The 25,282-nt window shown below is 33.5% G+C and carries 20 protein-coding genes; all 20 read right to left on the bottom strand.

Annotated elements, in window-relative coordinates; all coding sequences use genetic code 11:
- Positions 1-2 precede the first annotated feature (2 nt).
- Positions 3-1,316 carry a flagellar protein export ATPase FliI gene (gene fliI, locus BMY18_RS03910; protein WP_170841291.1) on the bottom strand — a complete coding sequence of 438 codons (1,314 nt, stop codon included), beginning with the start codon at positions 1,314-1,316 and terminating at the stop codon, positions 3-5.
- Between the two features lie 25 nt (positions 1,317-1,341).
- On the bottom strand, positions 1,342-2,193 hold the full coding sequence (locus BMY18_RS03905) for a FliH/SctL family protein (RefSeq protein ID WP_170841284.1): 852 nt from the start codon (positions 2,191-2,193) through the stop codon (positions 1,342-1,344).
- Positions 2,174-3,193, bottom strand: coding sequence for a flagellar motor switch protein FliG (gene fliG / locus BMY18_RS03900; protein WP_092450767.1), 1,020 nt, complete (start codon positions 3,191-3,193; stop codon positions 2,174-2,176). The genes BMY18_RS03905 and fliG overlap by 20 nt, the downstream gene beginning before the upstream one ends.
- A 6-nt stretch (positions 3,194-3,199) precedes the next feature.
- Complete coding sequence (locus BMY18_RS03895) at positions 3,200-4,825, bottom strand: flagellar M-ring protein FliF (RefSeq protein WP_092450765.1); 1,626 nt, start codon at positions 4,823-4,825, stop codon at positions 3,200-3,202.
- 81 nt (positions 4,826-4,906) lie between these two features.
- Complete coding sequence (locus tag BMY18_RS03890) at positions 4,907-5,242, bottom strand: flagellar hook-basal body complex protein FliE (protein WP_092450763.1); 336 nt, start codon at positions 5,240-5,242, stop codon at positions 4,907-4,909.
- A 62-nt stretch (positions 5,243-5,304) separates the two neighbouring features.
- Entirely contained in the window at positions 5,305-5,748 is a 444-nt protein-coding gene (flgC, locus tag BMY18_RS03885; protein WP_092450761.1) for a flagellar basal body rod protein FlgC, read from the bottom strand.
- A 30-nt stretch (positions 5,749-5,778) separates the two neighbouring features.
- Positions 5,779-6,174, bottom strand: coding sequence for a flagellar basal body rod protein FlgB (flgB, locus tag BMY18_RS03880; protein ID WP_092450759.1), 396 nt, complete (start codon positions 6,172-6,174; stop codon positions 5,779-5,781).
- A 302-nt stretch (positions 6,175-6,476) separates the two neighbouring features.
- A complete protein-coding gene (gene codY / locus BMY18_RS03875) occupies positions 6,477-7,238 on the bottom strand; it encodes a GTP-sensing pleiotropic transcriptional regulator CodY (protein WP_092450757.1) in 762 nt (253 codons plus the stop codon).
- 97 nt (positions 7,239-7,335) lie between these two features.
- The gene (gene topA, locus BMY18_RS03870) at positions 7,336-9,399 is read right to left on the bottom strand and encodes a type I DNA topoisomerase (RefSeq protein WP_092450755.1); all 2,064 of its coding nucleotides are present in this window, start codon (positions 9,397-9,399) and stop codon (positions 7,336-7,338) included.
- Between the two features lie 15 nt (positions 9,400-9,414).
- Positions 9,415-10,560: a DNA-processing protein DprA gene (dprA, locus tag BMY18_RS03865; protein ID WP_092450753.1), complete on the bottom strand. Its 1,146-nt coding sequence runs from the start codon at positions 10,558-10,560 to the stop codon at positions 9,415-9,417.
- 52 nt (positions 10,561-10,612) lie between these two features.
- Positions 10,613-12,169 (bottom strand): YifB family Mg chelatase-like AAA ATPase, encoded by a 1,557-nt coding sequence (locus BMY18_RS03860; protein WP_092450751.1) that lies wholly within the window; start codon positions 12,167-12,169, stop codon positions 10,613-10,615.
- A 236-nt stretch (positions 12,170-12,405) separates the two neighbouring features.
- Positions 12,406-15,972, bottom strand: a complete 3,567-nt coding sequence (locus tag BMY18_RS03855) for a DUF5057 domain-containing protein (RefSeq protein ID WP_092450749.1) — start codon at positions 15,970-15,972, stop codon at positions 12,406-12,408.
- Between the two features lie 21 nt (positions 15,973-15,993).
- Positions 15,994-16,671 carry a PilW family protein gene (locus BMY18_RS03850; protein WP_092450747.1) on the bottom strand — a complete coding sequence of 226 codons (678 nt, stop codon included), beginning with the start codon at positions 16,669-16,671 and terminating at the stop codon, positions 15,994-15,996.
- Between the two features lie 25 nt (positions 16,672-16,696).
- On the bottom strand, positions 16,697-17,287 hold the full coding sequence (locus tag BMY18_RS03845; RefSeq protein WP_092450744.1) for a type II secretion system protein: 591 nt from the start codon (positions 17,285-17,287) through the stop codon (positions 16,697-16,699).
- Positions 17,288-17,357: 70 nt separating this feature from the next.
- Complete coding sequence (locus tag BMY18_RS03840) at positions 17,358-19,739, bottom strand: hypothetical protein (RefSeq protein WP_092450742.1); 2,382 nt, start codon at positions 19,737-19,739, stop codon at positions 17,358-17,360.
- 3 nt (positions 19,740-19,742) lie between these two features.
- Complete coding sequence (locus tag BMY18_RS03835; protein ID WP_092450740.1) at positions 19,743-21,170, bottom strand: prepilin-type N-terminal cleavage/methylation domain-containing protein; 1,428 nt, start codon at positions 21,168-21,170, stop codon at positions 19,743-19,745.
- 22 nt (positions 21,171-21,192) lie between these two features.
- Positions 21,193-22,353, bottom strand: coding sequence for a hypothetical protein (locus BMY18_RS03830; RefSeq protein WP_092450738.1), 1,161 nt, complete (start codon positions 22,351-22,353; stop codon positions 21,193-21,195).
- A gap of 15 nt (positions 22,354-22,368) precedes the next feature.
- Entirely contained in the window at positions 22,369-23,952 is a 1,584-nt protein-coding gene (gene pilM, locus BMY18_RS03825; protein WP_092450736.1) for a pilus assembly protein PilM, read from the bottom strand.
- Positions 23,953-23,983: 31 nt separating this feature from the next.
- Positions 23,984-24,742 (bottom strand): prepilin peptidase, encoded by a 759-nt coding sequence (locus BMY18_RS03820; RefSeq protein WP_092450734.1) that lies wholly within the window; start codon positions 24,740-24,742, stop codon positions 23,984-23,986.
- A 17-nt stretch (positions 24,743-24,759) separates the two neighbouring features.
- Entirely contained in the window at positions 24,760-25,254 is a 495-nt protein-coding gene (locus tag BMY18_RS03815; RefSeq protein WP_092450732.1) for a type II secretion system protein, read from the bottom strand.
- Between the last annotated feature and the right edge of the window lie 28 nt (positions 25,255-25,282).

Here is a 25,282-nt window from a genome sequence, read left to right as displayed (position 1 = left end):
TCCTACTCTTCAAATAGTTTTTTGAGGAGTTGAATTTCTTCATCAAAATCAAATCGTTCTTCCGTTTCTTGTATTAAAAATTCATTTACAGCGTCTATTTTTGAAATTGCATAATCTATATTTTTATTTGAACCATTCTTATAGGCTCCGATATTAATCAAGTCTTCTGCCTCATTATATGTGGCAAGAACATTTTTCAATTTACCAGCCAATGTTTTATGTTCTTTGTCTACAATTGTACTCATGCATCTAGAAATACTCTGTAAAATATCAATTGCTGGATAGTGATTTTTGTGCCCTAACTTTCTTGACAACATAATATGTCCATCTAATATACTTCTTGCTGTATCTGTAATTGGTTCGTTAAAATCATCACCATCTACCAATACAGTATACAGACCAGTAATCGATCCGTTTCCCGACATGCCAGCTCTTTCAAGTAACTTTGGCATCTCACTGTATACACTTGGTGGATACCCTCTAGTTACAGGCGGTTCACCTGAAGCTAGTCCGATTTCTCTTTGTGCCATAGAAAAACGTGTCAGTGAATCCATCATCAACAATACATCTTTGCCTTGATCTCGAAAATACTCAGCGATCGCTGTCGCAGTTTTTGCTGCTTTATTACGAATCAGCGCTGGTTTATCAGAAGTAGCAACAACAAGAACACTTCTTTTCATACCTTCAACGCCCAAATCTCTTTCAACGAATTCTCGTACTTCTCTTCCACGCTCACCAATTAGAGCAATTACGTTAATATCAGCTTTTGTATTTCTAGCAAACATTCCAAGCAGTGTACTTTTTCCAACACCACTACCCGCAAATATACCGATTCTTTGTCCCTTACCAACCGTAATAAGACTATCCACTGCCTTTACTCCTAGAGGAAGTACTTCACTAATCAGTTTTCTTGTCATCGGGTCTGGTGGGGATGCTTCTACTGAATATTCTGTAAATAGGCCTAAATCAGCATTATTTATCGGATTACCAAGACCATCCAATGTCTGACCTAGCAATGCATCTCCTACTTTAACCGACAAAGGACTTTCGGTATTCTCTACCATACATCCAGGTCCAATACCGTCTACTGATTGAAACGGCATTAACAAAACTCTTGAATTGTTAAATCCAACAACTTCCGCGTACAAAGTCTGATTTCCATCACTAGATGTAATTTTGCATAAATCATTTAACTTAGCATCGGGTCCTATTGATTCAATTGTAAGTCCAACTATTTTTGATACTTTACCAAGCTTTTTATAAAATGATTTCTCAGCTAATTTTATATACTTATCTCTATTAATTACTGACAAAATAATTTCTCCTAACTGCTTCCAAAGCTTAAATACAACTTAATAGCTTAATATCTTTAATTACATTGGTAAGCTGTATATCCAAACTGCAGTCATACACTCCAACATCGCTTTCTATAACACATTGATTTTTCGTCATCGATAAATCTTCAACGATTTCTATTTGTACTTCTCTTGACATCGCACAGTAGATTTTTCCTTGATTGTTAACTAAGAACTTATAGTCGTCAGGTGATACTTTTATAACGAATTCCCTACTGACTTCTGTATTATGCATTACACTATTAACCAGGTCTAATATGATTTCCTCATTATTATCTGATATTATATTGATGACCTTTTTAAACACATCTGTTATTACACTAACAAGCTCTGGTTCCATCTTTGCTTTCATATCATCATACTGTTGCTGAATTTCTAACTTTATTTGTTCATTTTCTGTTTGATATTTTGAAATCTGACTGTCAACTTCTATTCTAGCATCTTCTAGCCCTTTTTCTTTGCCTTCAGAATATGCCTCTTTTATAATAATATCCGCTTTATTACGCGCCTCATAAAGTATATTATCGGATTCTATATTTGCCTTTTCAATTATACTTTCTGCCTGAGCAGCTGATGCTTCTATATCTGCTTTTGATATCTGTTGCTGCGGGTTTATTTCGTTATCAGTTGTCAAAGCATCTATGTCTCGAACATGAAACGGTTCAACCACTTCTGCATTCAAGCCACTAATGAAACCACCTGAATTCGCTTTATCTTTTACAGCTAATTCAATCAACACACCAATTTTAGATTTTATAACATCATTATAATCTATGATTCTTTCTTTCTGGCTCACCACATTGTTTCGTTTATATAGATTAGACAATGATTTCGTCACCTCCACCTCTCGCAATAACAATTTCTGCTGAATCTTCAAGTTTTCTAATTACATTAACAATCTTTTGCTGTGCCTCTTCAACATCCTTCATTCGTACAGGCCCCATAAAGTCCATATCCTCTTTTATCATTACAGAAAGACGTTTTGATAAATTGTTAAGAATAACATTTTGAACTTCTTCATTTGAACCTTTCAGTGCAAGTGCAAGATCTGCATTGTCAACATCTCTAAGAACTCTCTGAATAGCTCTATCATCAAGTGAAAGAATATCTTCAAATACAAACATCTTTCTTCGGATTTCATCTGCCAATTCTGGTTCTTCGATTTCAAGGGTCTCCATAATATGTTTTTCAGTACCTCTGTCAACTGAATTGAGGATTGCAACGATAGCATCAACACCACCAACAATCGTGTAATCCTGGTTAACAAGTGAAGCCAACTTACGTTCCAGAACTCTTTCAACCTGTTTGATGACATCTGGTGATGTTCTATCCATTTGAGCAATACGTCTTGCAACATCGGCTTGTTTTTCTGGTTGCAATGAAGAAACAACCATTGACGACTGTGATGGTGGCAAGTAAGACAATATCAAAGCGATTGTCTGAGGGTGCTCATCTTGAATAAAGTTAAGTAACTGCGTTGGATCCGTTTTTCGAATAAACTCAAACGGTCTAACCTGTAAACTTGCAGTAAGTTTTCCAATAACGTCTTTTGCTTTTTCTGGTCCCAACGCTTTTTCCAAAAGTTCTTTTGCATATGAGATACCACCTTCAGCAATATACTGTTGTGCAAGGCATATTTCATAAAATTCATTTAAAACTCTTTCTTTTGTCGATGGCGAAATACTGCTTGTATTGGCAATCTCCAACGTAAGTTGTTCAATTTCCTCTTCCTTCAAATGCTTAAATACCTTTGAAGACTTTTCTGGACCTAATGCAATAAGTAATGTGGCGGCTTTTTCAACGCCATTCATTTCTTTATCTGAATTACCTTTAGCCATTATTTATCACTCCCATCCATCATTTAACCAGTTACGAAGTAGCAACGCAACTGCTTCTGGATTTTCATCCACAAATTTCTCTATTGCTTTTCTAGTTTCTGATTTATCTTGTAAACCAATATTATCAATTGAAGGCTGATTTTCTTTTGTCGTAGCTAACATTTCTTCTACTGACAATTCAGGTTCTTTTTCTTCTACTGTTAATGGTTTTGCACTTCTAATAATTACAAATGCTAAAATTCCAAGTATCACAATTGCCAACACTATCTGAAGCCAGAATGTAACTGTCTTTGCAGTTGTGCTTTCTGGTGCATCTACAAAATAGGGTACCTCATAAGCAAGCACGGTAATCTTACCCGTCGCTATACCAGTACCAGTTGAAATAGCCGTTAACCAATTCGGGTCAACTGTGATTGGTTTGGATGCTGCATTTGCGGCTTTAAATTGATCCCAAGTACTTCCATTTAGATAGCCCAAAGTGGTTGCTTCTGTCTCATCGTATATTACATTTTTAACCAAGGAAATCGTCATTGATGAGTCCGCATAGATAACAGCACCAGGCTGTTTGTTTGTTGTAGTTACAATTACATCTGGTAAATAAGCATATTTACTTACTGTATATTCCGAAGTGGAACCATTGCCATTTGAAACCGTATAAGATGTATCACTAGAATTGGAGCTTGTACCAGCAACACCACTTGCTGTACCACCACCTCCAGTTGATTTTTCAACAGATGATGTACTGAAAAGGCCTTCCTCTCTACCTTCTTGAGCAGTATACTTCGTCGCTATTTCATTAATTGCATCCCAATTCAATGACAGGTTCATAGTGATTTGCGCATCATCATACAAATGTGTTGCCAAAAGATTTTGTTTCAATGAGGTCTTTATTGTTGATTCAATCTGGGCTTTATACTTTACCTTTGTATTAAGGCTAGTTGTTCCTCCACCGCCTGAGTCAGATGAATCTGCACCAGAAAATAATGTTGTACCGGCCGTACTAATTATCGTAATCTTATCGGTGTTTTTATTGCCCACAGATGTAGCAAGGAATTGTGCGATAGTGTTTGCCTTATCATCATTCACTGAATTTCCTTCAAGTGTAAGAACTGCTGAAACGGAAGCTTCTGAGGTTGTACCATAAAAGGTATCGATTTTTTCAGGTAAAACAACTGTAACCGTTGCTGACTTAATTCCATCCATAGTTGCCAAATCTTTTGCAAACTTTGATTCCAAATATGACTGCCATTTTTTTAGCTTATCTGCCTCTGTTGTACTAAAGTCGTTTTTCATAGCATCATCCAACGTATATCCATCTGACTGAATATTGCCGGCTGCCAAAACCATCTTTGCTTTCGTTACATTCGCCTTATCAACTGAAACTGACATTGTTGCATCATCAGTTGTATAGGCATAACCATTGTCTGTAAGTAATTTTGTAACTTCGCCCATCTCAGTATAAGAACTGCATGTAGTTACGACTTGCATATTAGGTCTTTGTATGACAACAGCAAGTATTATTAAAGCTACAATTACAATTGCAACAACACTTATAATTATACCTTTTTGTTTTCTTGTGTATTTATTCCAAACATCCAATAAATGCTTCGGTATTTGTTTTAACCTGTCCATCTTATTTCCTCATGCGTACTAACGCCTTTTATATTATTAGTTGAATCAAGTCCACTTGAATCATGCTGTATAGATTTAAAATTACATCTGCATATTCATAATTTCTTTATATGCTTCAAGAACCTTGTCTCTAATTGCTACCGTATATTGTAATGATAAATTAGCTTTTTGCTGAAGAACGCTCAGCTCAGAAGTATTTGTCATGTTACCAAGTGAAAAATCGACTTCTGCTTTCTGTGCGGCTTGAATAGAACTATTCGTATCATTAATCAATCCCATCGCAGAATTATACACTGAATCAAATTTACCCGTTGAATCAGTAGCCGTCGATTCTGTGGCTGTCGCGGCTTTCATTGCATTCGTTATCTTGCTAACGTAATCCGAGTTCAGATTCTGTGTAATAGATGATACATCCATTTGTAATACCTCCACAAGTTTTTAACTATATTATGCCTAATTAATTATATTTTTAAAGTATATTATTTGCCTACTTCAAGACCTTTGGATGCCATTGCTTTACCAGCATTAAAGGCTGTTACATTCGCTTCATAAGACCTAGTTGCATCTATCAAATCTGTCATTTCCTGGATTATATTTACATTAGGATAAGAAACAAATCCGTCTGCATCTGCATCCGGGTGAGAAGGATCATACACCTTTGACATCGCAGTAGTAGTATCGTCTTGAATTGAAGTCACTTTAACGCCATTGCCCGCCACCCCTGATTGTGCAGCAGCAAACACGCTACTAAATGAACTATTACTTCCTTTTTCTGTCAAAACGACTTGTTTTCTTACATATGGTGTACCATCTGCTGTTCTTGTCGTATTAACATTCGCAATATTTTGTGATATAACATCGGTTCTTAACCTCTGAGCAGTCATACCGGATGCACTTATATTAAATTGTGAAAATAATGCCATAAATTTTTCCCCCTTCTATTTTTAAAAAGATTAATTTAATACTGACTTCATTCTTGAGAACTCATTACTCATGCTGTCAATAAGCGCATTATACATTATCTGATTTGATGCCAATTCCACATTTTCCGTTTCAATATCTACATTATTACCATCGCTTCTATATGATAAATTTGAATTATCTGTATAGACATTAGAGTTAACATTACTTAAATCAACACTTTTTACTCTCTGTGTAAGTGTCGAGGTTGTATTATCTGTTCCCCCCAAAGCCGAATTAAGATAAGTTGCAAATGATACGTCTTTTCTCTTGTAATTAGGTGTATCAACATTAGCAATATTACTTGAAATAACTTCGTTACGAAGCCAACTAGAATTGGTTGCTGAATTTAAAACATCTATATATCCAAATGCTCCTGAACTAAACATAAAAACACTCTCCTTTCAAAATTAACATTCCTCCAAGTATTACTTTGTTTAACCTTAACTATCTTTCATTATAATTAATTTTTGACAAAAAAACAAGATATTTCACAAAATATTGTATTTTTTTATAGTTGCTTCCACAATATGTATAAATTTTCGACAGTTTTCATTATTATGCTCAAAAAAAACGAACCCTCTTGGCAGCGACATACTGCTGTAATCGGATCCGTCCGTGCTTTTTTGTCCATAGGCATTATGAATGATATAAATTGATTTCAAATCTATGTTTTAGAAACTTTTCTTCTTCATTTCTTTAACTCTTCAAAAACGATATCATTAATAACTTTAATATAAGTTCCTTTCATACCAGATGAATGAGATTCAATCACACCGGCACTTTCAAATTTTCGTAAAGCATTCACAATTACAGATCTTGTAATTCCTACTCTATCTGCAATTTTGCTTGCTACTAAAATTCCCTCATATCCATCAAGTTCTTCGAAAATGTGTTTGATTGCCTCTAATTCTGATGAAGATAACGTACTAATTGCTGATTTTACAATCTGTTGTTTTCTTGTTTCTTCAGCATTTTCTTCGTTTACCGAACGCATCATCTCAAGTCCAACAACAGTTGTTCCATACTCACACAAAATAATATCATCAATTTCATAACTATCATCACTTTTATACATAAAAAGAGTTCCAAGTCGTTCACCAGCAATATCGATTGGGGCAAGCAAAGCTTGAAATTTCTTAACATTTTCATTTGTGAATCCCAATGTTGCTAAATTAACATTTTCCTTTGTAGATAGCACACTAAGTAGTCTTTCGTTAAGCATTCCATCAACAAACCCACCTACTTTATCAAAAATAAGTTCATCAATTCGATTAACTCCACTACAGAATCCCGTACCTAATACTTTACCTTTTTTGCTTATTACTAAAATATTAGACTCTAATATACTACTTAACACTGCACACATATCATTAAACTCGACTCTATGTGAATTGTTATTATGCAATAGTTTATTAATTTTTCTTGTTTTATCTAACAACTGTACACTCATCTTATACCTCCTTGAAAAATTAAAAACACTATAACCGTTGTTTTAGTAAATATTAACACACTTTTCAAATATATTCAATAATTATTATACAATTACTTTATTTATTTTCTACATATCCACAATTTATATCTGCACACACTAATTTATTACCTTTTTCTAACATATATCCACCACACTGTGGACATTTCTTTTCAGAAGGTCTCTGCCATGACATAAAATCACATTCTGGATTATCTTCACAGCCATAATACTTTCTACCTTTTTGCGTTTTCTTAAGTACTACTTCTTTACCACACTTAGGACAGTTCACACCAATTTTTTCTAAATATGGCTTTGTATTTCTACATTCAGGAAATCCCGGGCAAGCAAGGAATCTACCATGTGGGCCATATTTTACGACCATATTTTTTCCACATAAATCACAGATTACTTCTGTAACTTCGTCTTCTATTTTTACATTTTCCAGTTCTTTTTCAGCCGCTTTAACAGCTTCATCTAAATCTGGATAGAAATTTCTAATTACTGTTTTCCACTGCACGGTTCCTTCTCCTACACTATCAAGAAGCGATTCCATTGTAGCTGTAAAATTAACATCAACAATACTTGGAAATGCCTTAATCATAATACTGTTTACAACTTCACCCAGCTCTGTAACATACAGATTCTTATTCTCTTTTGCTACATAACGTCTTGCAATAATCGTTGAAATTGTTGGGGAATAAGTACTTGGACGGCCAATCCCAAGTTCCTCTAATGTTTTAACAAGAGATGCCTCTGTATAATGAGCTGGTGGCTGCGTAAAATGTTGCTTATTATCTAGTTCATCTAGCGTTAATAATGTAGTTTCATTAATATCTTTAGCTACTGAATTATTCTCTTCTTTTTCAACGTCTTCATCTTTATAAACGGACAAGAAGCCATCGAACTTCAATTTTGAAACTGCAACAGTAAATATATATTTACCAGCGCTAATCTTAATTGACGTAGTTTGATAAACAGCTTCACTCATTCTACTTGCAGTAAATCTTTTCCAAATTAGTTGATACAATCTAAACTGATCTCTTGACAAAGATTCTTTTATCACCGTTGGAGTAAGTGTAATATCTGTAGGTCTTATTGCTTCATGCGCATCCTGTATTTTTTTCTTAGATTCCTTCTGTGCATGTGGAACAGCGAGATAATTTTCTCCATAGTTATTAACAACAAATTCATTCGAACTTGCCTGCGCTTCATCTGCAATCCTGATAGAATCCGTACGTAAATATGTAATAATACCAATTGTACCTCGACCTGCAATTTCAACGCCTTCATATAGCTGCTGTGCTAAACGCATTGTTTTTTGAGTTGAAAAATTAAGTACCTTTGAAGCTTCTTGCTGTAAAGTACTTGTTGTAAATGGCAGTGGCGCTTTTTTTATTTTCTCGCCTTTTTTAACTAGATTAACTTTATATTCAGAACCTTTTAATTTCTTAAGAATGTTCTTCATTTCTGTTTCACTCTTGATTTCGATTTTACCCTTGTCATCTCCGTAAAACTTAGCAACGACTGATTTTTTCTCGCCATTGATATTAAGAACTGCATCTAATGTCCAATATTCTTCAGGAATAAATGAATTAATTTCATCTTCTCTATCACAGATGATTCTAAGTGTAACCGACTGAACACGTCCTGCGCTGAGTCCCCTTTTAACTTTCTTCCAAAGAAGTGGGCTGATTGTATATCCTACCATTCTATCAAGGATTCTTCTTGACTGCTGTGCATCAACAAGATCCATATCTAAACGTCTTGGTTCCTTTATAGATGACTTAACTGCATTCTTAGTAATCTCATTAAAACTTATACGATTAATATCTTTATCTTCTATCTTAAGCGCTTTAGCTAAGTGCCAAGAAATAGCCTCTCCCTCACGATCTGGATCGGTTGCGAGATATACTTTTTCAGATTTCTTTACTTCTTTTCTTAGCTTAGCAAGAATATCACCTTTTCCTCTAATCGTTATATACTTTGGATCGAAATCATTATCAATATCTATACCAAGTTGACTCTTTGGTAAATCCCTTATATGACCATTAGAAGCTGCAACCTCATAATTAGCTCCAAGAAACTTTTTGATCGTTTTTACTTTAGCTGGTGATTCTACTATTACTAAATACTTTGCCATTTCAGCCTCCTATATTCAAGAAAATTGTGCAGAATTAATAACCCTCACATAATAATTCTTTGAAATCTCTCTTATATAATTTCTTAATTCCAGATTTAATAAAACATTAGTTATTACTTTTATATCTAAGCCTGTTTCTTCTATTATACTGTTTATACTTTTGGGGAATAAATCTACACAACTATACACCATTTTATCTTGGCACGCAAGCGTAAAATTATCTTGAGCAGAATCAGCTTGCATATTCTTATTATTGTTATCTGATTTGCTACTAATATATTGCATAATTCCTAGGTTTTCATACGCATCCATTGGCGTTGTAATTACTTGAGCCCCCATCTTAATCAAATTATTGCACCCCTCACTTAGTCTATCCCCAATACGCCCAGGAACCACCATTACTTCCTTGTTTTGTTCAAGTGCTTGGTCAACTGTTATAAGCGATCCACTCTTTTCTCTTGCTTCTACTACTATAATAACATCTGCTAAACCACTAATAATTCTATTTCTCATAGGGAATTGATATGCCAATGGGTTGGTTCCTGGTGAATACTCTGAAATAATACCACCCTGTTGTAAAATATCCGAATAAAGATTAATATTTTCTTTGGGATAACATATGTCTACCCCACAGCCGAGTATTGCATATGTACTACCTCCAGCATTAATTGCACCAACATGACCATAAGAATCTATTCCTCTAGCCATTCCGCTAATTACTTGAACTCCTAATTTCGAAAATTCATAGCCAAACATCTTCGCAATTTCTCTACCATAATTGGTGCAGTCTCTAGCCCCAATTATAGCAACTGTAGGAATATTTTCTTGGGGCAAATTCCCTTTATAATATAAGCCATAAGGAAAATCAAATATTTTCTTCAGTCTGTTTGGATAATCATCACTTTCTACATGAACAAATTTTATCTTTTTCTCTTCTAATTTCATGAAGTTTATGTATATGTCATTATCCTTTTTACTCTCAATAATACTATTAATCTCTTTATCTTTTAAATCTTGAACATACCCCAATAATTTATCAGATGCATCATATACTTCCTTCGCATTACCAAATATATTTAACATTGCCCTTATTTTTGCATTCCCAATGTCTGGAATGTTACATAACCAATACCAATAATAATCTTCTACACTTTTGTCCATATTATCTCCTTCGTCGTATATTGTAGCATGAAATATTCATCTTTTTAAATATTTAACGGCTTACTGAATTATCATAGCTTCTATAAGAAATCGCCTCACTCAAATGAATACAACTAATTTTGTCACTTTCCTCTAAATCCGCTATCGTTCTGGCAGTCTTTAGAATTTTATGATACCCTCTTGTTGTCAGATTCAGTTTTGTAAAAACACGTTCTAAAAGTTTATTCTCTTCATTGCCCAATTGGCAACATTTCTTAATTTCTTCAATTGTTAATTCTGCATTTAATTTTACTTTTTTCCCATTATTTCTTTGTTTTTGGAAATTAATTGCTGTATCTACCATTTTTTTCATGTCATTTGAAGTCATATATGAATTTTCCTTCATGTATTCTTCCTGTGTAAGTTTCAAGTCTGAATAGTTCATCTTTCCAGTTTCAACGCTTATATCAAATCTATCCCAAAATGGTTGACTTATTTTTCCTAAGTATCGATTGATATCATATTCAGAACAGTGGCATTTGTTCTTATCAGGATAATATCCGCACTTGCATGGATTAATTGCTGCTACAAGCATAAAGTCTGCAGGATAAGTAAATGCGGCGTGTAAACGCACTATTGTAACAGACTTCTCTTCGAGCGGTTGACGAAGAGCTTCTATCGTTGACATATAAAATTCTGTTAGCTCATCTAAAAACAGAACGCCTTTGCTAGCCAAAGTTATCTCTCCTGGTTTCGGTATTTTTCCGCCTCCAACTAATGCACTAATCGTTACCGAATGATGTGGATGCCTAAATGGTCTTTTTGTGATTAAGACGTTATCTTTATCCAACAATCCTGCTATACTATAAATCTTTGAAATCTCCAAGCTTTCCTCAAAGGTTATTGTCGGAAGGATTGTTGGGATTCTCTTTGCCATAAGTGTTTTTCCGCTTCCTGGTGCACCAATATACATAATATTATGCATTCCTGCAGCTGCAATTAATGATGCTCTCTTTGCTATATGCTGTCCCCTTATTTCACTAAAATCCACATTATCGCAATTACTATTCTTCTTACAAAATGTTTCAAAGCTAATATTTCTAACTGGCTTCAATTCATATTCACCATTTAAGAATCCGATTACTTCATTTAAATTTCGAACTCCATATACGTCTATACCACTAACGACTGAGCCCTCATTCCTATTGGCATATGGTACAATACATCTTTCAAAATTATTATCTTTTGCAACACATACGCTTGGCAGAATTCCTTTTACTGAGTTGATTTTTCCATCTAAACTAAGTTCGCCAATTAAAAATGTCTTTTCCAATAATCTTTCACTAACAATTCCATTCGCTGCCAATATTCCTATCGCGATCGGCAAATCAAATCCAGTCCCATCTTTTCTTATGTCGGCCGGTGACATATTAACTGATATTCTTTGTGTTTTTAAATTCACGCCGGAATTCTTAATTGCAATCTTAACACGATCTCTTGATTCTTTGACTTGTGCGCCCAAAAATCCACTCATCTCAAATGACGGAATGCCGTTATTCACGTCTACTTCTACATTGACAAGACTAGTCTCAAGACCATTGATTGTACCACTTATCACTTTACTAAACATATTACCCCCTGTATTAATATACGATATTGTGTAACCTAATTATCATAATTGTATCACTATAATTGTATTTGTCAATACGTTATGTGGTATATAATTATTTGTTATATCGTATTTAATATATTTTATGAAAGTATATTGCCTATACTCATTAAAGGATAAAAAATGCCCCAAGATCTAACATACAGTTTAATATATGTTAGATCTTGGGGTCTTTTAGCTATACTATAAAATTGCTTTTAATTCAATTCAAATAAGTTTCTATAAAATATTGATACCGTTGCATTGCCCGTTGCATTTGCAGAATCCGTTACTTGAAAGCCAATCTTAACATTATTATCACTATAATACTTTCGTAACGTAACGCCTTTATATGTATAATTGTAATAGTCCTCTAGGTCGATTGTGTTTTCTTGTGCATTCATTATGGGATTAGTTGAGTCATATGTCTTAATAACAATATCCCCCACATTATATGCATTATTTCCATCCGTATCCCAATATACCAACCCAGATTCAAATTTACCTGTATTTTTGCTTAAATCCAAATCAGATGCAGTAAATTTTATGATTGGCAGTTTTGCATTATCTCTAGTAAATAATTCATACATACCTGCTGACTTAAGTGCAGCATTATTAACTTTGATTTCTGGTGCACTGTTACCTGATAAAATTGCTCTAATAACTGTATTAACAAAAAGTTTTAGTTCTTGCGAACCATCGACTTTTGAATGCCCTGCTCCTGAATATGTAATATTACCTTTTGAATATATATAATAATTATTAACTGCATCCTGCCCAGTATAATTATATATTATGTTTGAGTTATTATCAGACCCTATCGTATACCAGACCACTACATCTTCTGCGACGTTTGCGTGAGCTTCTAAATCAAGTTGAAAATACTGAGCATGCGTCGTTGCTATTGGTAGATCTTGTGCGGTCTTATATGGAAATTCTGTAATTTGGCCTTGGTTCAATCGATTTACTTTATTAGTTGTAATAAATTGATTATAAGTAGATGGTACTCCACCAAACATTGAATAGTCATTATTATTTAAATCCTTGCCAAATCTAAGCATGAAATCATTCGTATAGCCTTGTATATAATTTCCTTGATTATATGCAGTGGGATTGTTATTTAATGAAACTCCATATCTATCCATGCCAATAAGGAATCTAAATTTCTTTGTAAGTTGATATCCCCAATTGACTCCAAATACACTAGTACTAGCACCATCACTATAAGCATGATATGTTGTGGTATCATGAACAAACAATACCGAATTTCCCTTATTTATATAATCATATAAATTATCAAGTGCTCCATTACCATTATCAACATCATCTCCACCATATGTATCTGCAAACCCAACTACAACCATGGTATAATTTTTAAGAAAATTATTCTTTGTATAATCACCTAGTGTATAATTATTACCATTTTTATACATATTCTCATACTGCCTAGTAGTCATCAATGTCACATCTAGATTAATTCCTGTAACTGATTTAACCGAATTAAACAGCTTCTGAAATTGACCATTAACATCACTCATATTAAGCGTTAGCGCGTCTAAATTAGAAGGACATATTTGCAATAATTTTACAGTTTTTATATCTTGTGAGTTTACTTCTATTACAATTCCCCCAGTGTCTTCTGAAGATAGGTCTGTTAAAGGATCCTTTACTACCGCCTTCCACGCCAAATACCCTCTTAAAGTTTCTGGTAAATCGATATTAACGCTAAATGTTCCATCTTGATTTGTTCTAATTGTCTGATTTAAAAACACCTCATTGGAATCATCTGTAGACTCAGGTGCAAAGAGACCGTTACTATCTTTATCAAAATATAAAACAAGATTATAATCTTTCGCAGTTTTGCCTATCATTCCGCTGAATGTAAAATCTGATAAGTCAGATGTATCAAATGTCGCAGTTGCAGTATCTCCATTGTAAATCATCTTAAACTTACTATCTACAGTGATTACTGGTTTTACCATTTTAGTTAAATATCTATAGCTGTCATCACCACTTGGTTCTTTCATAATATTTTTAGTTGATATTTTTTTAGTTGAACTATTTCCATTATATATTTGTACACTTAACTTTGTAATTGACAAATTATATATATTTGCTGATGAATCTATTGTTTTATCACCATAGTACAACGCTCCTGAAAGAATCATTGGTTTACCAGTCTTAGCATAGTTTGTTAATTTTCCAACTGACTTTGCCGTCAAGTCATTTCCACTAAGTCTAGCATATTTGCTGTTGCTCTGTATTTTTAGCAATTCACCCATTTTTGAATATATAGTTGAAGTTTTCAAATATCCAGTTGGATTATTAGATCCAATGATTACCAAATCATATATTTCAGATAGATCCTCATTCATGCCATTAAATCCGTTGCTTGCAATAGATTTAACATTTACATAGTTAGTCCAGTTTGCTTCAGTCATAATGTTAGCGTTATATCCAAAATATTTGGCAATTTTTACAGCTCCAGCATAATTGTTATATTGATAAGCTGCAGATGGTTCAATTTCCAATACATTAATTTTGTCAAATTCACCTTCAGCGGGGAAATCACCAATAATATATCGAGTCATACTCGTATATGATAATTCACCATTTGCATTTAATCCATATAGCGATCTAGCAATATCAAAATCAGTACCTAGATAAGTTCCACCATTATAATCAGTTGTTTTACTTCCTCCGTTAAGAAAAATCATATCCATCAAATTATATCCAGAATAAGATAATACATTATCATTTAGATATATTGTATTCCGCGTACCTCCATTAAAATATGGGTATTGGGGCGTATTATTTTCAACAAACATATAACTATCCCAATTAACATTCGCTGAATTTCTCTTGATTTGCAAAACAGAATTGTATACTCCAATACTACCTTTTGTACCACTATATATATTACTAACACTTTGGCTTGCATATTCAGTTACAAATGTATCTGGCTCAATACTAAGCAAAAGCTGTCCTAATTTACTATAATTATCACTTTGACTAGTATTGCTCCAAACTGTCTGTGAATTGTCATATACGACCGAAAGACCATGTTCTTCACTTCTAATATAAATTTCAAGTGCTACTTCAGCAGAAATATTATATTGACTAAATGTAGCTTTATTGGAATCTGTATTTACGGAATTATATTTTTTGCTTAGTTTATTATTACTACTAGTATTTTGTGCCATTAAGTTATATGCTTCATAAAATTTTGTTGAATGATATCCGGGATTGATATATACCATCTCGGCTGAATCTACCATTTCCTTAGTTGCTGCATTGGCCGCTACGGTTTTTACAAGTATTTTATCACGCATATTACTATTACCAAATACGCTATTTGCGAATAAATTTCTATCTGCGAAACCTTCGATTGTAAGACCGTTATCTGAATATTTCGTTCGATCCCATATTCCAGTTATACATCCCACGCAATCTTTCCAAGCATCTAAAACTGTAGTTTTCTTTGTACCATCTGAAATCTTTTGTATATCCGAAGCCAATATTGGCATACTGTTTCCACCAACCATATAGCCCAATTCTCCTAAACCTTCTTGTGGAACAATCTCCAATATTACAAATGGATTGGCATTTGTATAAGTTTTTCCATTCAATACCACTTCTGTAGGAATCGGCGAGGTCAAAGTATTTCCACCAAATACAGTAATCCCAATAATAGAAACCACAGCAATCACAAAAATAGCTGCAAAAACAACAATACTTGTAAATAATTTTCGATCATTTATATCATTTTTCATTTTTGCTATCATATACAATTCTCCTTCATGTGATTAATCTGTAAAATAGCCAGCGATATGTGATTTAAGTGGAAAGTCTGTCATTGTGAAATTTTGAACTGCAAAATCAGCAACATTTTTTATCTCATTTCTAAGTGATGTTACCCTAGATACTTCTCTTTCGATTCCATTATAATTTAGTTTTAAAGTGACTTTAATCTGAATTGGATTATTAATTCCTATTATTTTTTGATTTGTAGAAACAACACCTGCTTCATTTGTTTCAGTTATTTCCTCTGTTTTAAGACTTGAATTAAGTATTTGTACCTTAAAACTTTCGACATTCTTACACAACATCCCTGATTGAGTATAATTGCCTGTTAATATTGGTGTGGGACCAACACACAAAATTTTATTTGTCTTATCATAGGAGTATGCATTACCATTACCCTTACCATCATCCCGTTTGGTGATAAAATTGGGTGTATCTCCAGTTGCACTAATCCTATTATAGATATCAATACATTTTGCTTCCATAATTGCATCTGTCATCTGATTCAATGTTATATTAGCATCATTTTGAAGCTGTGAAGTAATGGTCTGTCTGCTGTAACTATTAATTCCATTATTCAGTAATATAATTACTGCTGATATTACAATCGTTCCTATCGCCATTGCGATTAGTAATTCGACAAGCGTTATGCCCTTATTATTGAATTTTAGTTTGTCCATAAATACATACTCACCCCATTTACGATTAATAATCAGTAGTTAATTTTCCTGTCAAGTACCACAAAGTAAGCGAATTACTTGTTGATGACTTTACACTTACAATAATGTTACCACTTTGGCTAATAGGACCAATTAATGGTGTTTCTGATAAATCTGAATTAACAAGCTTAACTTGATTAACTTTCCCCGAACCTTGCATAAATGAAATCACTAATTTATTGCTATCATTGATATCTTTTTTATCCGTAAATACAGAATCAACATAAGAAATCACAATCTTTGAACCGATTGCTGTTGAAGACACCAATTCTTCCGATGTAGTTTTTCCATCCGGTAAAGTTATCTTTTTCTTAATGTCTATTCTATAGGTATTGTCTTTCTTGTATATTTCAGCAAACCAATTACCTGCTACTGATAGGGTATTTGTTCGCAATTCAGTAATCTGCGAAGAGATATTCTTAACAGCCTTCTTGGAATCTCCTCTTGCTAGCATGGCGAATCCTGCAAAACTTCCACCCACCATTATCGCAATAATGGTGACTACTACAATTAGTTCAACCAGTGAGAATCCTGCATTCTTATTAACTTTCTGACTTTCATTCATCATTTTCACCATTCCTGCGCATCTTTTATTGGCTCGCTCTGCGAGACAATGCGCATCTCAAGTTTTTGCCGGTAAACATTTGCTACTCAACAGTGGCTACACCCGTTTTACTCCAATTTTCAAACTTAATAATATCTTTGAATGTCACTCCAGAAATTGATCCACTACCATCCGCAGCACTTGTCTTAACGGAATTCCATACATTAAAATACTTTTTCATCTCTGCGTCGCTTTTTAAAAATGCATCTACCGTTGAACCACTGATACCACCATCGATCTTTACATTATTATTAATAAATATCTTCCCACCAGCTATAATAAGTCCTTGAAAATCCTTTTCAACTTTAACTGTGCCAGATGCTACAATTACACCACCAGTAAATCCAGCAAAAAAACCAGTATTACTAACAGTGACATTTCCTTTTGCTACATACATAATATTACTACCATAGGTATGGTCACTAGAATAATAATCATGCTCATTTAGATAAGTACTGTTAATAATATTTGCATATACATCCGAACCCATTCCAGAAATATCAATATCCTTACCGTTAATTATAATATCATGATTGACATCATAGGAATGTAAAAGATCTCTTATTGGATTACCACTTGCATCTTTTTCAATCGCTCCATTTGTTATCTTATACATAGAAGGTGAATATAACGTTTTTGTAATTAACGAATATCTATTGGATAAATCCATTGCATTGAGTGCAAATGCATCTTTTGTCGGACTTGCATTATCTGTCAAAGTATAATCTTTTGGATTATCTAAAACAGGATTCGTCCCAAAATCCGAATTCATTAAAGAGCCATTTGTATATATTTGAGCAGTAGTTGATTTATCAAAAATTGAAGTCTGTAATAATTGACCTAAATTCATTTGAAGAATGCTCTTCATATAATTTCTAGTATCTTGATAGGCTTGATATACTGTTGCATTACTTTTGATACTCTGACAAAGTTGATCAAATACTGTATCATTTAAAATAGCCTTAAAATAACTTGCGCTATTCGCTTTTGAGCTGAAATTCAAATATACATACACCTGATTGGTATTGGTAACTGTAACTTTTGTAAATGGTTGCTTAGCATCCAAATACTGATATCCAAAGAAATTATCTGCGGTGATATTTATAGAAGTTGTTAACTCCTTTGAATAAGGATTACTCGCTGGCTTATTTGTAACTGTATTTGTGATTAATGACCCAGGTACAAGATATGCTTCTTGATCCCCTTTTAGTGCCAATGATTCTCCTGTCATATATGGAGCAGCCGTACCTGATTGAAAATCAATATATGCACGACCTCCAAGGACTAATGTTGCAATCTTACTAAGATTAATACTAGCGCCCTTCCCATTTACAATAATCGCGCTGCTTTTTGAATGACCGTTGTCAGTTGCAGTATCTCCTTCATAGCTATATCCATAATAGGATCCAGAAACATTCACTTCACTTCCGTCACCATCAATTTGTAAATCATCTTCTACATATGTATTACATATATTATCAATATTAATTGTGGACTTTGATCCCTTCATTGCTATAATACTTGAGCACCATATGTTTGAACTACCTACTGTTTTTAATTTAGCCCCTGTCAATTTAATATCTTGACTCGAAACAATTGTTGAATTAGATGCATTCATGGTTGAACTTGTTTCTAAGTTAAGTCCCGGTCCACCAGCATACATATTTCCATTGAAATTAAGAGTAGTGTCGTCGGCAATGTCAATACCTGTATTACCAATCAACGAATAATCTTCAAAACTCGTTAGCATATCCTTCTGATCTTCTGTAAATTGGATTTCTACATCTTTAAGTGCAATTACTCCATCAAATGTAACATCGGAGAAAAATCCCTTATCATTTTTATATTCTACAACACAATCTTTAAATACAATTTTATACACTGCAAGCTTTGTACCTACTAAACTTTCGGCTTGCGTAGTATAAAAGCTTCCTACTTTTATTACTTTAGCCTTTGTAGGATCTTCCAAAAAAGTATTCAGTTTCATAATTAATTTGTTAGAATCAAATGGCAGATTGACACCAATATTAGATTGCCAAATATTAGTGTAATCTTGAATCAACTCATTTAACATATTAGAAGTGAAATTTAATCGCAAATTTTTATTTGCATCTTGATTACTTGTTTTAATATTTTGACTTGTCAAGTCTTTACTTGCAGTAACCATAGAAGCCATCTCTTTTTGATAGGCATCATTTAGCTTTTCCATACTCAACTTCCCGAGCCCACTATAAATTTCGTCAACCGCTTGTTCATCCGTGTAGAAGGCCTTTTTTGAATCTCTATCGACTGCTTTCATCTTGAAATTAACCATCGCTGTGGCCGTACATACCGTACCAAGAATAGCAATAAATGATACGATTATTAAAACCATAATTAAAGTTGAACCTTGATTGTTAGATTTCTTAGAAATACCATTCCCCATACTCTAATTCTCCTTTGTTGACGTCATAGTCATAAATGGATCACCTGTTTTCTCTCCAACCCATATCTCCACCTTAATATTATACAAATATTTTGTGCCATCCCCTGCTGATACGTTCTGTGTAATACTGTTCTTTTGATTAGCTGCAGTTGTGACAAATTTATCCCATCCATCAATGTTAGAATAGATATCCACAGTTCCACCAGAGCCAAGTCCCAATGTACCACTGTTATTTAAAATAACAGGAGTATCATTGATTTCAACCTTAACCTTGCTCTTATCAAGCTTCACTGGGTTAACATCTTTTACATTCGTCTGTTCAACTAAATAAACGTTTAGTTTATCTTTTGTTATGTAACCCATTGGATATTTATATTTAACATTAATAACATCTTCAGCCGTGGACGCTCCTGCTTTGTTTATATCAAATGCTCTATAAAACAAATATACATTCCTAAATTCATTATAAGCACTAGCATTCGTCAAGTTATTAAACTCGTTAATATCAGCAGCATTTTCAACAATTCGATTACTATCTGGAAATGTTGTATAATCATATTTATAGGTGATCGATTTATTTAAATCCGCACCTGCTTTCGTGATAAAATATGTTACTTCTACTACTAAATTCTGTTTGTACGTTTGAACACTTGCCGTTGCACCCGCTTTGTTTATTTTAAGGGGCACCATAGAATCTTTAGTGACTTCAGATGTGACTGTCACTTCTCTTCTAATCTCAGCAATCGTAACATCGACACCTTTTTTCTTAAATGCATTTATCATACTAGAATCATGTTGATAGACCTGTTGCATAATCACATAATTACGATCTGTATTCACATCTGAAAGTACCGGCATGTTATATGTATTAATATTATTTGATACATTATCTGCAGGCGCTGAACTCTTATCTGCATAGGAGGATGGGTCTAATGTGACTTTCACAAAATATCGTTCTCCATTTGCACCTTCATAATAAGGATATGCGACACCACCACTAACATAGGTCTTAGGTGTGCCAGCTTCAAAGCTAGCCATGTCAAACTGATATATCAGCTGATCCTTTGGGACTAGAGGCGCTGTCTCTGGTTGTTTAATAGTAAGGTTGGCAACGCCCGTTGCACTATTATTGATTTCAAAGGGCTCTGTAGATAAAGCCGTAGTAACATGACCATCTGTCAGCTGCGTTATCGGAAGTGATTTGAATTCCTCAATTATTTTTTGCGCAACTGTATTTGCATTTTCCTGCTTTCTTGCATTTGAATTCACTTTCGCCGCTGACGCAAATGAACTTAGAATTGGCAGCGTAATTATCGCTAATATAACCATAGCCACTAAGACTTCTATCAAAGAAAATCCTTTGTTATCAGTCTTAGTAGTAGAGTTATCAGTATTATGTTTTCTTTTTATCGATTTCAAAAAAAGCTCCATAACATTCTCCCGTTCATGCTAGCTATTTATAGATATTAATACTTCCAGTTTTTCCTGCATATACAAGCCTTGGATTTTCAAGATCATCATTACATACCTTTACGCTGAGCGTAAGATCTGATTCATTGATAAGATTAAGATTAATACTACTCTTATCCGAAGCAGATATTCTTGACGAACTTATAATAAGTAAATCAAGTGTATTTCCTGGTACTAAAGCTGCACCCTTTTCATAATTCGTTGCTGGATATGTAATCTTTCCTATCTTATATTGAATTGTATAATTACCACTTGAACCTGCAACCTTAACCTCTACGTTCTCAGACACATTACTATTACTTGAAATAATGGATTCTTTTGTAGAATCATTTTTCTTTCCAATAATACAAGAGTCAACATCAGATGTCGAGGCACTTAGCATAATGAAATAATCGTAATCACTCAGAATATACTCACCATTTTCATCTATCATGTCAGCTTTTCTTGAATTGAAAAATTTAGAATAGAAAATATTATCTGTTCCAATTGGTAAGTCGAATTTTGGTGCAACAAATGGTCTCTGACTTCCAGTAATTGCATATGTTGATAGCGTCATAGTACCAGAAACAAGGCCTGTAACTTCATTAAAAGACATTGCAATTGATTCGATAGAATTCTTACTATAATAATTATTAACGAAATTAATCAAACTCTTCCACTGTGAATATTTTGCTTCGTATGTCAACGTTAATGTTGTCTTAAAACCTGCCATATCTGTTGAATATACTTTAACCCCTGATGAAGAAGGATTCGAGGAGTTAACACTACCAAATGTGTATATTTGAGAGGTATCTGACAACGTAGTACTTTTTATCCATGTACCTGTAATCATCTCTATTTTATTCAAGAAATCAAGCGAAGCATCTTGTGATGTGCCACTTGAAAAATTTGAAAATATAACGTTAGATGTGTTTTTGAATGTTTCTGTATCTTTTATGTATTTCTCACGATCTTTATTCTTGTCAACCAAATCTTTTTGTTTTACCTTAAGGATTGAAGTTTCCTGTTGATACTTATCAGTCAATGCTGTGAGTTTCTGGTTTCCAAAAAAATATGCACATGCAAGGATTCCAAAAGCAAGTAAAACCATAAGAAGCTTCTTATCTTTTTCAGATATTTTAAAATTAAAGTCAAAATTTTTCACTAAATGCTCCCCCTTCTACTTAGCTGTCGTTGCACTTTGACTTGTTGTACTATTGTCAAATGCACATGTAAGAGAAAATGTTACTGTAATTACCCCGTTATTATCTTTTGTTTCAGTTTCACTTCCCACTTTTACAGATGTTATATTCTTTACAGCTGATAGTTTTTGAATTAACAAAGCAACTGAACTCTTGCTGCTTGCCCCTCCAGATAACGCTACCACTCCACTCGTGATATTCATACTTTTGATAGAAATATCAGATGGCATCTGTGTTTCTAATGATGTGATAAATTCTGATAATGCATCATCATTATTTGTAGTTAACTTCTTAAAAGTATCCGCATCTAATGCAATATCTTTTGACTCATAATAATCACTAACTACGCCCTCAATATCTTTAATATTATCAACATTGTCTTGTATTGTATCTCTATTGGTTTTTGCAGATACCATTGTGATAAATGGTACCAAGATTATAACAACGGAGATAATGATTGAAGCCGTCAAAATATAAGTAAGTGTCTTTCCATAATCTACAGCCTTCGTATTTTCGATTATATTCTTTGGCACAAAATTAACTGGTGCAATAAATGCTCCAATATTAGTAATATAATTTGGAAGTGTTGACGCATCTAGATAAGTTTTCTTATCACACGATATATCTTTTAATTTATCCATATTTACAAAAGGCAAATTAAGTTCACGTGCAAATAATCCAATAAATCCAGTAATTGTTGCAGCATTACCAATTATATATGCTTTTTCGATTGGCTTATTCGTGTTTCTTGTTATGTAATAATCAATAATACGATTCACATTGCTAACTAAATATTTCAAAGATTCGGTTACCGCATCACCATCAAACGAGCTATGTAAAAGTTCCTCTGTTTGCAATTTTTTCAGTGCCGGATCATATTTAATCGAAAATGTATCCATTATCGCATTTACCAAAACCGATTTTCCATATGGAACTGTCCTTTGTAACTGCAATACGTTATTGTCAAATATGTTTACGATTGTTGAATCATTCTCAACCTGAATTACAATGCTTGGAACAGTGTCAATCTGACGTTTCAGTGCTTGATAAGTACTATTACCAACATAATCAATTGACTCAACTATAAATTCCAATGATGAAGCCAAATCGTAATATGATCCAATCATCTCCGCTGGAGCTGCTATAACCTGAACTTTTATCTTATTTTCATCATTTATGAGACGTTCCAAAACTGAATATTGAATGATATATTCTTCTATATTAACAGGGAAATACTCTGTCGCATTCGTATTTATTATATCAGCTATTTTGTTATTCTTAACGTTTGGAATAATGACTTCTTTTATTGCGATTTTAGTTGAAGCCAAAGAAAACACAACTTTATTAGTCGTAATTCTGTTATCATCTAAAGCCACTTTGATTATTTTGGCCAATGAACCTCTGTCTTTTATCATTCCATCACTATAGGATCTCTCCGGTGTTGGAATTGTAACTGCTTTATGTACTAATATTAATTTTCCATTTTTAGTCATTTCGCATAACTTAATATACTCATTATTAATTGTTATACTTAATATTTTTGCCCTTGTCTTAATATCCATTATTTTTCCTCCAAAATCTTAGAAAGCAATCCTATATACTTAAATACTTCAGATACCAGTCAATTATCTTATCTCCATATAGTATTGTTATTAATATACCGGCAGACAGATATGGTCCGAAAGCTAACATATGATTTTTGTTATATACTTTCATAAGTATCAAGTGTATTACCGCCCCTAATATGCAACCAATAACAAATGCAAGAATAATATTCTTCCATCCTAAATACAAGCCAGCAGCTGCCATTAACTTAATGTCACCACCGCCGATGCCTCTTCCCCTAGTTATAAAAAACAGGATTAATAAAAATCCACTGATAACACAAAATCCTATTAGCGAATCTAATAGGTTACTAAAATCTATAATAATTTTAAAAATAGCCAAAACTCCAATTGAAACATTTAAAGAAAATGGTATTTCAAAGGTTCTCCAATCAACCACTGCAATCACAATTAAGATTGAATATAAAAGACAATTCAATATGCTAAGCAGAGTAAATCCGTTTACTGTAAATATTAGTACATACCCGATTCCATTAATTGCCTCAATCAATGGATATTGCACCGATATCTTATCTCCACAGTTTCTGCATTTACCTCTTAGAATAATGTAGCTCACCAGTGGTACTAAATCATACCACTGGATCTGTTTGCCACACCTCATGCAATGAGATCTGTTAGTTGCTATATTCTCTTTTAATGGAAGCCTGTATATTAAAACATTTAGAAAACTCCCTAAAACTATTCCATAGAGGAATATAATAATAAACAGAAATATCTCTGGTTGCATATTTTTTTATCCTTTAGTTATTCAATAATAAAGGCTCTAAGTGCGCCTGTCGCATCTGTAGTCTTAGCAGCAATTGCTGGCGTAGCAGCAACTGTGCCTGCCGATATAGTTATTTTATCATCAACAATTTTAACATATATTATAGATGTTTTATTAGCTGCAGAAGACAATGCTGGAACTGATCCACCTACATTTGATAAAACTTGCTTACCAAAAGCAGATGTATCTGCATTAACGGCTGTTAAAGTCATTCCTGATGCAAGGCTAGCCTTCAATGTAGCAACATTAGCAGCTGAATTACCAGCTTCATCACCATATGCTGTTTTTACAGCTGAATATACAGAGTCAAGTGTATTAAAGTCTTTTGATTCTCTTGATTTTTCAATATTACCAATCAATGTAGGAGCCAATATACCTATTAATACTGCCATAATAGCAATTACAACAATAAGTTCTACCAAAGAAAAACCTTTGTTTCCTATTCTCTTTTGTTTGTTCTGTTTCTTTTCCATAATTTAATTTCTCCCTTTATGTATTATT

The sequence above is a fragment of the [Clostridium] fimetarium genome (genome assembly GCF_900111235.1).
In the GTDB taxonomy this organism is placed as follows: domain Bacteria; phylum Bacillota; class Clostridia; order Lachnospirales; family Lachnospiraceae; genus Clostridium_N; species Clostridium_N fimetarium.
Note: the sequence above shows the minus strand (reverse complement) of the source record. Positions and strands in the feature narration are given on the sequence as shown.

What these genes read in the sequence shown, in the direction of transcription:
- BMY18_RS03860 (WP_092450751.1), bottom strand. Translation starts at nt 12,169, where the DNA reads ATGTTTAGTAAAGTGATAAGTGGTACAATCAATGGTCTTGAGACTAGT.
- BMY18_RS03820 (WP_092450734.1), bottom strand. Translation starts at nt 24,742, where the DNA reads ATGCAACCAGAGATATTTCTGTTTATTATTATATTCCTCTATGGAATA.
- BMY18_RS03845 (WP_092450744.1), bottom strand. Translation starts at nt 17,287, where the DNA reads ATGGTGAAAATGATGAATGAAAGTCAGAAAGTTAATAAGAATGCAGGA.
- pilM (WP_092450736.1), bottom strand. Translation starts at nt 23,952, where the DNA reads ATGGATATTAAGACAAGGGCAAAAATATTAAGTATAACAATTAATAAT.
- BMY18_RS03895 (WP_092450765.1), bottom strand. Translation starts at nt 4,825, where the DNA reads ATGGACAGGTTAAAACAAATACCGAAGCATTTATTGGATGTTTGGAAT.
- BMY18_RS03890 (WP_092450763.1), bottom strand. Translation starts at nt 5,242, where the DNA reads ATGGATGTATCATCTATTACACAGAATCTGAACTCGGATTACGTTAGC.
- fliG (WP_092450767.1), bottom strand. Translation starts at nt 3,193, where the DNA reads ATGGCTAAAGGTAATTCAGATAAAGAAATGAATGGCGTTGAAAAAGCC.
- BMY18_RS03835 (WP_092450740.1), bottom strand. Translation starts at nt 21,170, where the DNA reads ATGGAGCTTTTTTTGAAATCGATAAAAAGAAAACATAATACTGATAAC.
- codY (WP_092450757.1), bottom strand. Translation starts at nt 7,238, where the DNA reads ATGAGTGTACAGTTGTTAGATAAAACAAGAAAAATTAATAAACTATTG.
- BMY18_RS03815 (WP_092450732.1), bottom strand. Translation starts at nt 25,254, where the DNA reads ATGGAAAAGAAACAGAACAAACAAAAGAGAATAGGAAACAAAGGTTTT.
- BMY18_RS03850 (WP_092450747.1), bottom strand. Translation starts at nt 16,671, where the DNA reads ATGGACAAACTAAAATTCAATAATAAGGGCATAACGCTTGTCGAATTA.
- dprA (WP_092450753.1), bottom strand. Translation starts at nt 10,560, where the DNA reads ATGGACAAAAGTGTAGAAGATTATTATTGGTATTGGTTATGTAACATT.
- flgC (WP_092450761.1), bottom strand. Translation starts at nt 5,748, where the DNA reads ATGGCATTATTTTCACAATTTAATATAAGTGCATCCGGTATGACTGCT.
- BMY18_RS03840 (WP_092450742.1), bottom strand. Translation starts at nt 19,739, where the DNA reads ATGGGGAATGGTATTTCTAAGAAATCTAACAATCAAGGTTCAACTTTA.
- topA (WP_092450755.1), bottom strand. Translation starts at nt 9,399, where the DNA reads ATGGCAAAGTATTTAGTAATAGTAGAATCACCAGCTAAAGTAAAAACG.
- BMY18_RS03855 (WP_092450749.1), bottom strand. Translation starts at nt 15,972, where the DNA reads ATGATAGCAAAAATGAAAAATGATATAAATGATCGAAAATTATTTACA.
- flgB (WP_092450759.1), bottom strand. Translation starts at nt 6,174, where the DNA reads ATGTTTAGTTCAGGAGCATTTGGATATATAGATGTTTTAAATTCAGCA.